Source organism: Shigella flexneri 2a str. 301 (genome assembly GCF_000006925.2).
Taxonomy (GTDB): Bacteria; Pseudomonadota; Gammaproteobacteria; order Enterobacterales; family Enterobacteriaceae; genus ECMA0423.
Window position 1 is genome coordinate 3,666,017 of sequence record NC_004337.2, and the last position, 13,797, is coordinate 3,679,813.

General features: G+C 52.0%; 12 protein-coding genes and 1 tRNA gene. 4 read left to right on the forward strand and 9 right to left on the reverse strand.

From position 1 onward, the window contains the following. Positions 1 to 54: 54 nt before the first annotated feature. Genes yhjS through yhjU form a run of 3 tightly spaced genes read left to right on the forward strand, consistent with a single transcriptional unit; the run spans position 55 to position 3,490 of the window. Positions 55 to 1,626 (forward strand): cellulose biosynthesis protein BcsE, encoded by a 1,572-nt coding sequence (gene yhjS / locus SF3568; protein ID NP_709312.1) that lies wholly within the window; start codon positions 55 to 57, stop codon positions 1,624 to 1,626. Next, positions 1,623 to 1,814, forward strand: coding sequence for a hypothetical protein (gene yhjT, locus SF3569; RefSeq protein NP_709313.1), 192 nt, complete (start codon positions 1,623 to 1,625; stop codon positions 1,812 to 1,814). Before yhjS ends, yhjT begins: the two co-directional genes overlap by 4 nt. Then, positions 1,811 to 3,490 carry a hypothetical protein gene (yhjU, locus tag SF3570; RefSeq protein NP_709314.1) on the forward strand — a complete coding sequence of 560 codons (1,680 nt, stop codon included), beginning with the start codon at positions 1,811 to 1,813 and terminating at the stop codon, positions 3,488 to 3,490. The genes yhjT and yhjU overlap by 4 nt, the downstream gene beginning before the upstream one ends. An 86-nt stretch (positions 3,491 to 3,576) precedes the next feature. On the opposite strand, the gene SF3571 is transcribed toward yhjU, so the two are convergent. The 3 genes from SF3571 to SF3573 form a co-directional block, all read right to left on the reverse strand. Beyond that, on the reverse strand, positions 3,577 to 3,852 hold the full coding sequence (locus tag SF3571) for a hypothetical protein (protein NP_709315.1): 276 nt from the start codon (positions 3,850 to 3,852) through the stop codon (positions 3,577 to 3,579). 207 nt (positions 3,853 to 4,059) lie between these two features. Further along, positions 4,060 to 4,335, reverse strand: a complete 276-nt coding sequence (locus SF3572) for a hypothetical protein (RefSeq protein ID NP_709316.1) — start codon at positions 4,333 to 4,335, stop codon at positions 4,060 to 4,062. A 207-nt stretch (positions 4,336 to 4,542) separates the two neighbouring features. Further along, positions 4,543 to 4,785 (reverse strand): hypothetical protein, encoded by a 243-nt coding sequence (locus tag SF3573; protein NP_709317.1) that lies wholly within the window; start codon positions 4,783 to 4,785, stop codon positions 4,543 to 4,545. 823 nt (positions 4,786 to 5,608) lie between these two features. Here SF3573 and yhjV point away from each other — a divergent pair. Beyond that, positions 5,609 to 6,880: a transporter protein gene (yhjV, locus tag SF3574; RefSeq protein ID NP_709318.2), complete on the forward strand. Its 1,272-nt coding sequence runs from the start codon at positions 5,609 to 5,611 to the stop codon at positions 6,878 to 6,880. Positions 6,881 to 6,909: 29 nt separating this feature from the next. Here yhjV and dppF read toward each other — a convergent pair whose 3' ends face one another. The 6 genes from dppF to SF4517 all read right to left on the reverse strand — a co-directional run bounded on the left by dppF (position 6,910) and on the right by SF4517 (position 13,739). Continuing rightward, complete coding sequence (gene dppF / locus SF3575) at positions 6,910 to 7,914, reverse strand: dipeptide transporter ATP-binding protein (protein NP_709319.1); 1,005 nt, start codon at positions 7,912 to 7,914, stop codon at positions 6,910 to 6,912. Continuing rightward, on the reverse strand, positions 7,911 to 8,894 hold the full coding sequence (dppD, locus tag SF3576) for a dipeptide transporter ATP-binding protein (protein NP_709320.1): 984 nt from the start codon (positions 8,892 to 8,894) through the stop codon (positions 7,911 to 7,913). Before dppD ends, dppF begins: the two co-directional genes overlap by 4 nt. A 10-nt stretch (positions 8,895 to 8,904) precedes the next feature. Then, positions 8,905 to 9,807, reverse strand: coding sequence for a dipeptide transporter (dppC, locus tag SF3577; protein NP_709321.1), 903 nt, complete (start codon positions 9,805 to 9,807; stop codon positions 8,905 to 8,907). 9 nt (positions 9,808 to 9,816) lie between these two features. Continuing rightward, positions 9,817 to 10,836 carry a dipeptide transporter permease DppB gene (gene dppB, locus SF3578; protein NP_709322.1) on the reverse strand — a complete coding sequence of 340 codons (1,020 nt, stop codon included), beginning with the start codon at positions 10,834 to 10,836 and terminating at the stop codon, positions 9,817 to 9,819. Positions 10,837 to 11,143: 307 nt separating this feature from the next. Beyond that, positions 11,144 to 12,751, reverse strand: coding sequence for a dipeptide transport protein (gene dppA, locus SF3579; protein ID NP_709323.1), 1,608 nt, complete (start codon positions 12,749 to 12,751; stop codon positions 11,144 to 11,146). A 911-nt stretch (positions 12,752 to 13,662) separates the two neighbouring features. After that, positions 13,663 to 13,739, reverse strand: a tRNA-Pro gene (locus SF4517). Positions 13,740 to 13,797 lie beyond the last annotated feature (58 nt).

Genomic DNA, 13,797 nt, shown 5'->3' on the forward strand with positions numbered 1-13,797 from the left:
TAGGTTTATTTCTTAGCTTTCGCTAGTAAACTGATAATCAGACAAAATGGTGACATGAGGGACATTGTGGACCCTGTATTCTCTATCGGTATCTCATCATTATGGGATGAGCTGCGACATATGCCAGCAGGCGGCGTCTGGTGGTTTAACGTCGATCGCCATGAAGATGCTATCAGTCTGGCGAATCAAACAATTGCATCCCAGGCTGAAACCGCACACGTCGCGGTCATTAGCATGGACAGCGATCCGGCGAAAATCTTTCAATTAGATGATTCTCAAGGGCCGGAAAAAATAAAATTATTTTCAATGCTAAATCATGAAAAAGGTCTATACTATTTGGCCCGTGATTTGCAGTGTTCTATTGATCCCCATAATTACCTTTTTATTCTTGTTTGCGCAAATAACGCATGGCAAAATATTCCTGCCGAGCGGCTTCGCTCATGGTTGGATAAAATGAATAAATGGAGCAGGTTAAACCATTGTTCGCTTTTGGTAATTAATCCCGGAAATAATAACGATAAACAATTTTCATTGTTGCTTGAGGAATACCGTTCACTTTTTGGTCTTGCCAGTTTGCGTTTTCAGGGTGACCAACATTTGCTGGATATTGCCTTCTGGTGCAACGAAAAAGGGGTCAGCGCCCGTCAGCAGCTTAGCGTTCAGCAACAAAATGGTATCTGGACATTAGTTCAAAGCGAAGAGGCGGAGATCCAACCACGCAGCGACGAAAAACGCATTCTGAGTAATGTTGCTGTACTGGAAGGTGCGCCGCCGCTATCGGAACACTGGCAACTGTTCAACAATAACGAAGTCCTGTTCAATGAAGCCCGTACCGCTCAGGCGGCGACGGTGGTCTTTTCTTTACAGCAAAATGCGCAAATCGAGCCACTGGCCCGCAGCATTCATACCCTGCGTCGCCAGCGCGGTAGTGCGATGAAAATCCTCGTGCGGGAAAATACCGCTAGCCTGCGCGCCACCGATGAACGTTTGTTATTGGCCTGCGGTGCAAATATGGTTATTCCGTGGAATGCGCCACTCTCCCGTTGTCTGACGATGATCGAAAGCGTGCAAGGGCAGAAGTTTAGTCGCTATGTACCGGAAGATATCACTACCTTGCTGTCAATGACCCAGCCGCTCAAACTGCGTGGTTTCCAGAAGTGGGATGTGTTCTGTAATGCCGTCAACAACATGATGAATAACCCTCTCTTGCCTGCCCACGGTAAAGGCGTTCTGGTTGCCCTACGTCCGGTACCGGGTATCCGCGTTGAGCAAGCCCTGACGCTATGTCGCCCTAACCGTACCGGCGATATCATGACCATTGGCGGTAATCGGCTGGTGCTGTTTCTCTCATTCTGTCGGATTAACGATCTGGATACCGCGTTGAATCATATTTTCCCATTGCCTACTGGCGACATTTTCTCAAACCGTATGGTCTGGTTTGAAGATGATCAAATCAGTGCCGAGCTGGTGCAGATGCGCCTGCTTGCCCCAGAACAATGGGGAATGCCGCTGCCTTTAACGCAAAGTTCTAAACCGGTCATCAATGCCGAGCACGATGGTCGCCACTGGCGACGAATACCAGAACCCATGCGACTGTTAGATGATGCTGTGGAGCGCTCATCATGATGACCATCAGCGATATCATTGAAATTATTATCGTTTGCGCACTGATATTTTTCCCGCTGGGCTATCTGGCGCGGCACTCTTTGCGACGCATTCGCGACACCTTACGTTTGTTCTTTGCTAAACCTCGTTATGTTAAACCGGCCGGGACGTTACGCCGCACGGAAAAAGCCAGGGCAACCAAAAAATGACTCAATTTACGCAAAATACCGCCATGCCTTCTTCCCTCTGGCAATACTGGCGCGGCCTTTCCGGCTGGAACTTCTATTTTCTGGTTAAGTTTGGCCTGTTGTGGGCGGGATATCTTAACTTCCACCCGCTCCTCAATTTGGTGTTTGCCGCGTTTCTGCTGATGCCCATTCCGCGTTACAGCCTGCATCGCTTGCGCCACTGGATTGCCCTGCCGATCGGCTTTGCTTTGTTCTGGCATGACATCTGGTTGCCTGGCCCGGAAAGCATAATGAGCCAGGGTTCGCAGGTGGCGGGGTTCAGTACCGATTATTTAATCGACCTTGTCACACGCTTTATTAACTGGCAGATGATTGGGGCCATTTTTGTTTTATTAGTGGCCTGGTTATTCCTGTCACAATGGATTCGCATTACCGTTTTTGTGGTTGCCATACTGCTATGGCTGAACGTACTTACCCTGGCGGGACCAAGTTTCTCCTTGTGGCCAGCCGGACAACCGACGACCACTGTAACAACGACGGGTGGTAACGCAGCGGCAACCGTTGCGGCGACGGGTGGCGCACCGGTAGTGGGTGATATGCCCGCACAAACTGCACCGCCAACAACGGCGAACCTTAACGCCTGGCTGAATAATTTCTATAACGCGGAGGCGAAACGTAAATCGACCTTCCCGTCTTCGCTGCCCGCTGATGCTCAGCCATTTGAACTACTGGTGATTAACATCTGTTCGCTTTCCTGGTCGGATATAGAAGCCGCCGGGTTGATGTCGCATCCACTGTGGTCGCATTTCGATATTGATTTCAAGAACTTTAACTCCGCCACCTCCTACAGTGGCCCGGCGGCGATCCGTTTACTGCGCGCCAGCTGCGGGCAGACTTCGCACACTAATCTGTATCAACCGGCAAATAACGACTGCTATCTGTTTGATAACCTTTCGAAACTGGGCTTTACCCAGCACCTGATGATGGGACATAACGGCCAGTTCGGCGGTTTTTTGAAAGAAGTTCGCGAAAATGGCGGCATGCAGACTGAATTGATGGATCAAACAAATCTGCCGGTTATTTTGCTGGGCTTTGATGGTTCGCCGGTTTATGACGATACCGCCGTGCTTAACCGCTGGCTGGACGTTACCGAAAAAGATAAAAACAGCCGTAGTGCCACGTTCTACAACACGCTTCCACTGCATGACGGCAACCATTATCCGGGGGTCAGCAAAACAGCGGATTACAAAGCGCGGGCGCAGAAATTCTTTGATGAACTGGACGCCTTCTTTACTGAACTGGAGAAATCGGGTCGTAAAGTGATGGTGGTCGTGGTGCCGGAACACGGCGGCGCGCTGAAGGGCGACAGAATGCAGGTATCTGGCCTACGTGATATCCCTAGCCCGTCTATCACAGACGTCCCCGTTGGGGTGAAATTCTTCGGCATGAAGGCACCACATCAGGGGGCACCGATTGTCATTGACCAACCGAGCAGCTTCCTGGCTATCTCCGATCTGGTGGTTCGCGTTCTTGATGGCAAGATTTTCACCGAAGACAATGTTGACTGGAAAAAACTCACCAGTGGGTTGCCACAAACAGCACCGGTCTCCGAGAACTCAAATGCAGTAGTTATTCAATACCAAGATAAACCGTACGTTCGCCTGAACGGCGGCGACTGGGTGCCTTACCCGCAGTAAGCACGAAAAAGGCCGCAGAGTTTAACCTCTGCGGCCTGATCCGGGCGCAAATTGCCATTACGGCAGCCTGACGCCCGCATGACACGTTACTTCCGCTTATTCAGCCAGTTCACGATCATACTGGCAAGAATGCCAGCAATGACCGGAGCCGCTAAATCATGCCAGAAGGCCATGCCCAGTTCTGCGAGCGTCATATAGCCGCCTGTGTTGTAATGCCAACGTTTCGCGGCTATTCTTGAGTTGTTTGGGTTCAAGATTAGCCCCCGTGATGTTGTCAGGTGCATACCTGCAACGTGCGGGGGTTTTCTCTCTCCAGCAACCAATGCCACCAGGGATAAAGCCCCCGCAACATTGCGCCTCACCGGAACCTTTCCGGCTTGCCGCTGATTCTACGACTGTTTTTCTGTTCCGGAATCCGTCACGTCTTCACTCTGTGCTGCGCATTCCGCAGAATATTATCCGCGTGCAATCGTTGCATTTTTCTTACGAAAAAGGCCGCAGAGTTTCACCCCTGCGGCCTGGTCCGGGCGCAAATTGCCATTACGGCAGCCTGACGCCCGCATGACACGTTACTTCCGCTTGTTCAGCCAGTTCACGATCATACTGGCAAGAATGCCAGCAATGACCGGAGCCGCTAAATCATGCCAGAAGGCCATGCCCAGTTCTGCGAGCGTCATATAGCCGCCTGTGTTGTAATGACAACGTTTCGCGGCTATTCTTGAGTTGTTCAGGTTCAAGAATGGCCCCCGTGATGTTGTCAGGTGCATACCTGCAACGTGCGGGGGTTTTCTCTCTCCAGCAACCAATGCCACCAGGGATAAAGCCCCCGCAACATTGCGCCTCACCGGAACCCTTCCGGCTTGACGCTGATTCTACGACTGTTTTTCTGTTCCGGAATCCGTCACGTCTTCACTCTGTGCTGCGCATTCCGCAGAATATTATCCGCTTGCAACCGTTGCATTTTTCTTACGAAAAAGGCCGCAGAGTTTCACCCCTGCGGCCTGGTCCGGGCGCAAATTGCCATTACGGCAGCCTGACGCCCGCATGGCACGTTACTTCCGCTTGTTCAGCCAGTTCACGATCATACTGGCAAGAATACCAGCAATGACCGGAGCCGCTAAATCATGCCAGAAGGCCATGCCCAGTTCTGCGAACGTCATATAGCCGCCTGTATTGTAATGACAACGTTTCGCGGCTATTCTTGTATTGTTTGGATGCAAGAATGGCCCCCGTGGTGTTGTCAGGTGCATACCTGCAACGTGCGGGGGTTTTCTCTCTCCAGCAACCAATGCCACCAGGGATTAAGCCCCCGCAACATTGCGCCTCACCGGAATCCTTCCGGCTTGACGCTGATTCTACGACTGTTTTTCTGTTCCGGAATCCGTCTCATCTTCACTCTGTGCTGCGCATTCCGCAGAATATTATCCGCTTGCAACCGTTGCATTTTTCTTACGAAAAAGGCCGCAGAGTTTCACCCCTGCGGCCTGGTCCGGGCGCAAATTGCCATTACGGCAGCCTGACGCCCACATGACACGCTACTTCCGCTTGTTCAGCCAGTTCACGATCATACTGGCAAGAATGCCAGCAATGACCGGAGCCGCTAAATCATGCCAGAAGGCCATGCCCAGCTCTGCGAGCGTCATATAGCCGCCTGTGTTGTAATGACAACGTTTCGCGGCTATTCTTGAGTGGTCTAGGTTCAAGATTAGCCCCCGTTATGTTGTCAGGTACATACCTGCAACGTGCGGGGGTTTTCTCTCTCCAGCAACCAATGCCACCAGGGATTAAGCCCCCGCAACATTGCGCCTCACCGGAATCCTTCCGGCTTGACGCTGATTCTACGATTGCTTTTTACTGTCAGCACCCGGCAATCTTCCTCATTGCGCGATGCCTTCCAGCTTAATTTCTTTATTTGCAATAGTTGCAGTTCATATCCGGGCTGACTCCAGACTGGTAGTGAAATGCGCAATTTTGTAGAATTGCGCCTCCTCGCGACCTCCCCAGTGAATCTGTTGCCTCATTTTTTACATACTGCGTATTCGACTTCTCCACCTGTTGCGCAAGAGAAACTGGGTTTATTCATTTTTGCGAGGCCGACTTCTTTCTGGACAGGACTTTATGCAGCACAACACACTATCGAAACACAATCAGAAATTGCCGTTTACACGCTACGACTTCGGCTGGGTTTTATTATGCATAGGCATGGCGATTGGTGCCGGAACCGTGCTGATGCCAGTACAAATTGGCTTGAAGGGAATTTGGGTATTTATTACCGCAGCGATCATTGCTTATCCTGTCACCTGGGTAGTGCAGGACATTTATTTAAAAACCCTTTCTGAAAGCGATTCCTGTAATGACTACACCGATATTATCAGTCATTACCTGGGGAAGAACTGGGGAATTTTCCTCGGGGTTATCTACTTTTTGATGATTATCCACGGGATTTTTATCTACTCTCTCTCCGTGGTTTTCGACAGCGCCTCGTACCTGAAAACCTTCGGTTTAACCGATGCCGATCTTTCACAATCTCTACTTTATAAAGTCGCTATTTTCGCCGTACTGATAGCGATTGCGTCTGGTGGTGAACGATTACTGTTTAAGATTTCTGGGCCAATGGTGGTGGTCAAAGTAGGGATTATTGTCGTGTTCGGTTTTGCGATGATCCCGCACTGGAATTTCGCCAATATAACCGCCTTCCCGCAAGCCTCCGTCTTTTTCCGCGATGTCCTGCTTACCATTCCATTTTGCTTCTTTTCTGCGGTATTTATTCAGGTACTTAACCCAATGAATATTGCCTATCGTAAACGGGAAGCAGATAAAGTACTGGCAACCCGGCTCGCGCTGCGTACCCACCGAATTAGTTATATCACGCTCATCGCGGTGATCCTGTTTTTTGCCTTTTCGTTTACCTTCTCAATTAGCCACGAAGAAGCCGTTTCTGCCTTTGAACAAAATATCTCGGCACTGGCACTGGCCGCGCAGGTGATCCCTGGACATATCATTCATATCACCTCTACGGTGCTGAATATCTTTGCCGTACTGACCGCATTCTTTGGCATTTATCTCGGTTTCCACGAGGCTATTAAAGGCATTATTCTCAATCTGTTAAGCCGAATTATTGATACCAAGAAAATTAACTCACGCATGCTGACTCTGGCGATCTGCGCTTTTATCGTCATTACGTTGACGATTTGGGTTTCGTTTCGTGTATCAGTGCTGGTGTTCTTTCAGTTGGGAAGCCCGTTATATGGCATTGTGTCGTGCCTCATTCCGTTTTTCCTGATCTATAAAGTCGCACAACTGGAAAAACTTCGCGGATTTAAAGCCTGGCTGATTCTGCTTTACGGCATTTTGCTATGCTTGTCGCCACTGTTGAAGCTGATTGAGTAAACCGGAGCGCATGGCCCCGGTTTTGTGAGTTAACGCTGCGGATTTTCATCCTGATCAACAGCAAAACAAGCTACCAGTTGACCTCCGTAGTCTTTTAGCTGCGGCTGCAACTGGGTGCAGGGGCCGAAGCGCCGACGACAGCGGGCGTTGAAGGCGCAACCCGGCGGAGGATTCAGCGGGCTTGGCAGTTCACCGGTGAGTTTGATGCGTTCACGACGATCGTCCGGGTTCAGGCGTGGCGTCGCGGAGAGCAGCGCCTGGGTGTACGGATGGCGCGGGTTATTGAAGATTTGGTCCTTCGTTCCTTTCTCCACGCAGCGGCCTAGGTACATCACCATCACTTCATCAGCAATGTGCTCCACAACCGACAGGTCGTGGGAGATAAAGACATAAGAAAGCCCCAACTCCTGCTGCAAATCCATCATCAGATTCAGCACCTGCGCACGCACTGAGACGTCCAGCGCAGAAACCGGCTCATCGGCAATCACCACATCCGGGTCGAGCATCAGACCACGGGCAATAGCGATACGCTGACGTTGTCCGCCGGAAAACATGTGCGGATAGCGGTCATAGTGCTCGGTTTTCAGGCCGACTTTTGCCATCATCGACAGGGCTTTTTCCCGACGCTGTTCTTTGCTTAAGCTGGTGTTAATAAGCAGCGGCTCTTCGAGAATTTGCCCAACTTTCTTACGCGGATTCAGCGAACCGTAGGGATTCTGGAAGACGATCTGGATTTTCTGCCGACGCAGCTTCTGCGCCTGCGGATCGTGCTTGAGCAGATCCTGCCCCTGATAATACAGCTCGCCGCCGGTGGGCGTTTCGATCATCGTCAGCAACCGACCGAGGGTCGATTTACCGCAGCCAGATTCGCCCACTACTGCCAGCGTTTTGCCACGTTCAAGGTTAAACGAAACGCCGTCCAGCGCCTTCACCAGACGTTCCGGCACGAACATGCCTTTCTTCACCGGATAATGTTTTTTCAGGTCGATAGCCTGCAACAGCGGTTGTTGCGAGGTGGCCTCTTGCGTACTCATAGTGTGGGCCTCCCGGCATCATCAAGTGGGTAATGGCATTTGGACTGACGCCCATCAGCGAGCATATTCAGCGCCGGTTCTTCAGCGCGACATCTGTCAGTGGCATAGGGGCAGCGCGGGTTAAGCAGGCAGCCGTTCGGGCGGTCATACTTGCCGGGAACAACACCTGGCAACGACGCCAGACGTTCTTTGTCCTGAGCAAATTCTGGCAGCGCACGCAGCAATGCCTGAGTATACGGGTGACGCGGCGCATGGAAGATGGCGTGTGCATCGCCCGTTTCTACTACCTGACCTGCATACATCACAATGATTTTATGCGCAGCTTCCGCCACCAGCGCCAGGTCATGGGTAATTAACACCAGCGCCATGTTCTCTTTCTGCTGTAGCTCCAGCAGTAGTTCGATGATTTGCGCCTGAATGGTCACGTCCAGCGCGGTGGTCGGTTCATCGGCAATCAGCAGTTTTGGCCGACAGGCAATCGCCATGGCGATCATCACGCGCTGGCTCATGCCGCCGGAAAGCTGATGCGGGTAAACATCCAGACGCGAAGCCGGATCGGGAATACCGACCTGATTCAGCAGGTCAATCGCCCGCTGACGGCGGGTACTTTTGTTGCCGCCCTGATGCACTTTAATCGCTTCCATAATCTGGAAACCCACGGTGTAGCACGGGTTAAGGCTGGTCATCGGGTCCTGGAAGATCATCGCCACTTCGGCACCCACCAGGTTGCGGCGCTCTTTTTCTGAGATACGCTGCAAATCCTGGCCGTTAAACTCCAGTTTTTCTGCCATTACGCGGCCCGGATAATCAATCAGCCCCATAATCGCCAGTGAACTGACCGACTTACCGGAGCCGGACTCACCCACAATCCCGACCACTTCGCCCTGTTTTACGCTGTAGCTGATGCGGTCTACGGCGCGGAACGGTGCGCTTTCGTCGCCGAAATGCACCGATAATTTATCTACATTTAATAACGCCATCTCGAACCTCTTACTGCTTTAGTTTGGGATCGAGCGCGTCACGCAGACCGTCACCCATCAGGTTAAATGCCAGCACCGTCAACAGGATCGCCAGACCAGGGAAGGTCACGACCCACCAGGCGCTTTGCGCGAACTGCAACACGTCGGAGAGCATGGTGCCCCACTCAGGCGTTGGCGGCTGTGCCCCCATGCCGAGGAAACCAAGAGCAGCCATATCGAGAATGGCGTTAGAGAAACCGAGCGACGCCTGAACAATCAGCGGCGCAAGGCAGTTCGGGAAGATGTTAATAAACATCTGGCGCATCGCCCCGGCACCTGCCACGCGAGAGGCGGTGACGTAATCGCGATTCACCTCCACCAGCACGGCGGCGCGGGTTAAGCGCACATAGTGCGGCAAGGCAACGAAGGTCAGCGCCAGCGCGGCGTTACCAATCGACGGGCCGAAAATCGCCACCAGCACCAGTGCCAACAGCAGACTTGGCAGCGCCAGCATGATATCGACCACGCGCATGATAATGTTATCAACCAGGCCGCCGAAGTAACCGGCGATCAGGCCGAGAATAACGCCCATAATCAGCGACAACACCACCACCAGACAGCCAACCAGCAGCGATAAACGCGCGCCGTACATCAGCCGCGACAGCACATCACGACCGACGTCATCGGTGCCCAGCAAGTGTGCCATACTGCCGCCTTCCTGCCAGGCTGGCGGGGCGAGCAGCGCATCGCGGAACTGATCCGCCGGGTTATAAGGCGCAATCCAGTTGGCAAAGATCGCGATGAACAGCACGATGGCGACGTAAACCAGCCCGACGACCGCGCCTTTGTTGCGTTTAAAATAGTGCCAGAACTCCTGTAACGGGGTCATCGGCACCGGTGCGCTAATCACTTTATTTTCAGTAACCTGTGACATGATGTCCCCTTACTTCTTATGACGAATACGCGGGTTCACCACGCCGTACAGCAGATCGACCAGCAAGTTGACGAGGATAATCATCGTCGCCACCAGCAATACGCCGCCCTGCACTACCGGATAGTCGCGGCGTTGCAGTGCGTCAATCAACCAGCGCCCCAGACCGGGCCACGAGAAGATGGTTTCGGTCAGAATCGCCCCCGCCAGCAATGTTCCCACCTGGAGGCCGATAACGGTCACTACCGGCAGCATCGCGTTACGCAGCGCATGGACGATAATCACCCGCATGCGGGTTAGCCCTTTGGCGCGCGCGGTGCGGATGTAATCCTCGCCCAGCACTTCCAGCATCGAGGAGCGTGTCATACGCACAATGACCGCTAGCGGAATAGTACCCAGCACAATGGCGGGCAAGATCATATGGGCGACGGCATCGATAAAGTTGCCGTCTTCACCCCAGATGGCGGTGTCGATTAGCATAAAACCGGTTAACGGATTGGAGTCATCGAGGAACACCATATCGCTCACGCGACCGGAGACGGGCGTCAGGTTCCAGTGCACCGAAACCAGCATGATCAGCATCATGCCCCACCAGAAGATCGGCATCGAGTAGCCGGTCAGCGCCAGGCCAACTGCAGTGTGATCGAAAATGGAACCGCGTTTAACCGCAGCCAGCACACCAACCGGAATACCGACTGCCGTAGCAAAAATCATCGCGCAGACGCCAAGTTCCAGCGTGGCCTGAAAGCGCGGCACGAACTCTTCCCATACTGGAATTCGGCTTTTCATTGAAATGCCTAGATCGCCGTGCATTACGCCCCAAATGTAATGGAGATACTGCTGCCACATCGGTTTATCTAAGCCGAGTTCAGCCAGCAGCTGCACGTGACGCTCAGGGGAGATCCCACGTTCGCCTGCCATGATCATCACCGGATCGCCCGGGATCATGTGGACAAAGGCAAATGTGAGAAGGGTAATACCGATAAACGTGGGGATGACGAGTCCCAAACGTCGGAGAATAAACTGCAACATAACCCGGATTCTCTATAGTGACTCGCAGCCTGGAACTGCGTGTCTGTATTGCTCACAAATCAATTCCCGCCCTTGTCGGACAGAGAATGAAGTATTGCTGCCGGATGGCGCTGCACGCAGAGGCACAGCGCCACCGGGTATACAGATTGTTGACAAAGTGCGCTTTGTTTATGCCGGATGCGGCGTTAACGCCTTATCCGGCCTACAAAATCGTGCAAATTCAATACATTGCAGAATTTTCGTAGGCCTGATAAGCGGAGCACATCAGGCAGTTTTGCCTTTGCCATCAGTCTTGTATGGCTTTTAATTATTCGATAGAGACGTTTTCGAAGTGATGTTTGCCTAATGGATCAACCACATAGCCTTTGACTTCTTTGCGTACCGGTTCAAACACGGTGGAGTGAGCGATGATCAGTGCCGGAGCCTGATCGTGCATCACCACCTGCGCTTGCTTGTACAGTTCAACGCGTTTGTTATGGTCGTCGGTAGCACGCGCCGGTTGAATCAGATCTTCAAACGGTTTGTAGCACCATTTTGAGTAGTTAGAACCTTGTTCAGAGGCGGCGCAGCTGAACAGGGTGGCGAAGAAGTTATCCGGGTCCCCGTTATCGCCAGTCCAGCCCATCATTACCGTCTGATGTTCGCCATCTTTCGCACGCTTGAGGTACTCACCCCATTCGTAGGTGACGATTTTGGCCTGCACGCCCACTTTCGCCCAGTCTGCCTGAATCATCTCCGCCATGCGGCGAGCGTTCGGGTTATACGGACGTTGTACCGGCATCGCCCACAGGTCGATGGAGAAACCTTTTTCCAGACCCGCTTCTTTCAGCAAGGCTTTCGCTTTTTCAGGATCGTAGGTGTAATCCTGAACGTCGTCGTTATAGCCCCACATGGTTGGCGGGATCAGGTTTTTCGCTGATACACCCGCGCCCTGATAAACCGCTTTGATGATCGCGTCTTTGTTCACCGCGTAGGTTAGTGCTTGGCGAACTTTCACGTCATCCAGCGGTTTTTTCTGCACGTTATACGAGAGGTAGCCGACGTTCAGCCCCGGCATTTCCATCAGGTTGATGGATTTATCCTGCTTCATGCGAGCGATGTCTGCCGGGTTCGGGTACGGCATCACCTGGCATTCATTCTTCTGCAATTTCGCGTAACGCACGGAAGCATCAGGGGTAATAGAGAAGACCAGCGTATCGATCTGCGGTTTGGTGCCCCAGTAGCCATCAAACGCTTTGTAGCGGATACGGGAATCTTTTTGGTACTGCTGTAACTGGAACGGACCGGTTCCGATTGGGTTGAGGTCCAGTTTTTCCGGTGTACCGGCTTTCATCATCGCGTCAGCATATTCTTTTGACAGAATAGAGGCGAAGTCCATTGCCAGGTCAGCGAGGAACGGCGCTTCCGGTCGAGTCAGCACAAACTGAACGGTGTTATCGTCCACCTTTTTCACTTCGCTGATCAGCTCCGGCAAGCCCATACCTTCGAAGTATTCGTAGCTGCCGCCAGAAACTTTATGGTACGGGTTTTGCGCGTTTTTCTGACGATCGAACGAGAACACCACGTCATCGGCGTTCATTTCGCGCGTCGGTTTGAATTCTTTATTGTCGTGCCACTTCACACCTTTACGCAGATGGAAGGTATAGGTTTTACCGTCTTCGCTGACTTCCCACTTTTCAGCGAGGCCCGGGATCACTTCGGTGGTGCCGATTTTAAATTCAACCAGGCGGTTATAAAGCGGGACGGAAGAGGCGTCATAGGTGGTGCCGGAGGTAAACAGCTGCGGGTTAAACCCTTCCGGAGATCCTTCTGAGCAATAAACCAGAGTTTTAGCCTGAACACTTGCTGCGACGGTCATAGCCACCAGGCTGAGACCAAGCTTCAGCATCCCTGACTTTTTCAAGGAAATACGCATTATTCTGCTCCAATTGTGATGTTTGTTGTTTTAACCCTTTGCAGTGGGTTGTCGCTGCCTGACCTTTTTTGTTTTTTGCCCGGTCGGGTCAACGTTATGAGGTGGGGATGCCGTACTAATTAACATCAGTGTAACAGTGCGGATCCTCCATAAAATGCCCCTCGTGACCTACAATCTGTCAACAGAATGTGAAAACGTCAATACAGCCAACCGGGATTTACACCAACGGTGAGAATCCACAAACAAAGATTAAAAAAACTTCAAACAGCTATTTGCAGCAGAGAAATTTGTGCTACTCCAACATAACCAGAACAATCAGCTTAATATTTAGCAACATTTGGTGATTAAGTTTTATGCATTTAATGAAAAAAATCTGAGGAAAAGGTGGATATCTGAGCGATTAATACCATGAACGCTAAAACGCACAGCGGAAAATGCCAGCGCCAGCCATAAGTAACGCAAAAAAGATTTAAGCAAATATAAAAAAAGACAATGGTTTCTGTCACAAATCCGTTAATGGATAGTGAGATATGGGGCGCAAAGTTGGCAGGAAAATGTGTGGTGTGTTGGTCGAATAAGGCGGTCGCGCCGCATCCGACAATAAGTGCGGTGCCGTTGCCTGATGCGACGCTGGCGCGTCTTATCAGGCCTACGTCGAGTCGAGCCTCCCTGCCCCCGGAGGTTCTCATCCTCATGAGCTACAAATGCAAAAAAACCTGCTCGTTGAGCAGGCTTTTCGAATTTGGTCGGTGATAGAGGATTACTCGCCACTTCGTGGCTCGCCCTGCGGGCCGTTGCTGGCGCAACGTTCTCTCGCTTCGCTCGAGTCGAACCTCCCTGCCCCCGGAGGTTCTCATCCTCATGAGCTGCAGATGCAAAAAAGCCTGCTCGTTGAGCAGGCTTTTCGAATTTGGTCGGTGATAGAGGATTCGAACCTCCGACCCCTTCGTCCCGAACGAAGTGCGCTACCAGGCTGCGCCAATCACCGAATGCGGGGCGCATCTTACTGCGCAGATACGCCCTCGTCAATCCCTTAATAGCAAAAT

What these genes read in the sequence shown, in the direction of transcription:
- yhjS (NP_709312.1), top strand. Translation starts at nt 55, where the DNA reads ATGAGGGACATTGTGGACCCTGTATTCTCTATCGGTATCTCATCATTA.
- yhjT (NP_709313.1), top strand. Translation starts at nt 1,623, where the DNA reads ATGATGACCATCAGCGATATCATTGAAATTATTATCGTTTGCGCACTG.
- yhjU (NP_709314.1), top strand. Translation starts at nt 1,811, where the DNA reads ATGACTCAATTTACGCAAAATACCGCCATGCCTTCTTCCCTCTGGCAA.
- yhjV (NP_709318.2), top strand. Translation starts at nt 5,609, where the DNA reads ATGCAGCACAACACACTATCGAAACACAATCAGAAATTGCCGTTTACA.
- dppF (NP_709319.1), bottom strand. Translation starts at nt 7,914, where the DNA reads ATGAGTACGCAAGAGGCCACCTCGCAACAACCGCTGTTGCAGGCTATC.
- dppD (NP_709320.1), bottom strand. Translation starts at nt 8,894, where the DNA reads ATGGCGTTATTAAATGTAGATAAATTATCGGTGCATTTCGGCGACGAA.
- dppC (NP_709321.1), bottom strand. Translation starts at nt 9,807, where the DNA reads ATGTCACAGGTTACTGAAAATAAAGTGATTAGCGCACCGGTGCCGATG.
- dppB (NP_709322.1), bottom strand. Translation starts at nt 10,836, where the DNA reads ATGTTGCAGTTTATTCTCCGACGTTTGGGACTCGTCATCCCCACGTTT.
- dppA (NP_709323.1), bottom strand. Translation starts at nt 12,751, where the DNA reads ATGCGTATTTCCTTGAAAAAGTCAGGGATGCTGAAGCTTGGTCTCAGC.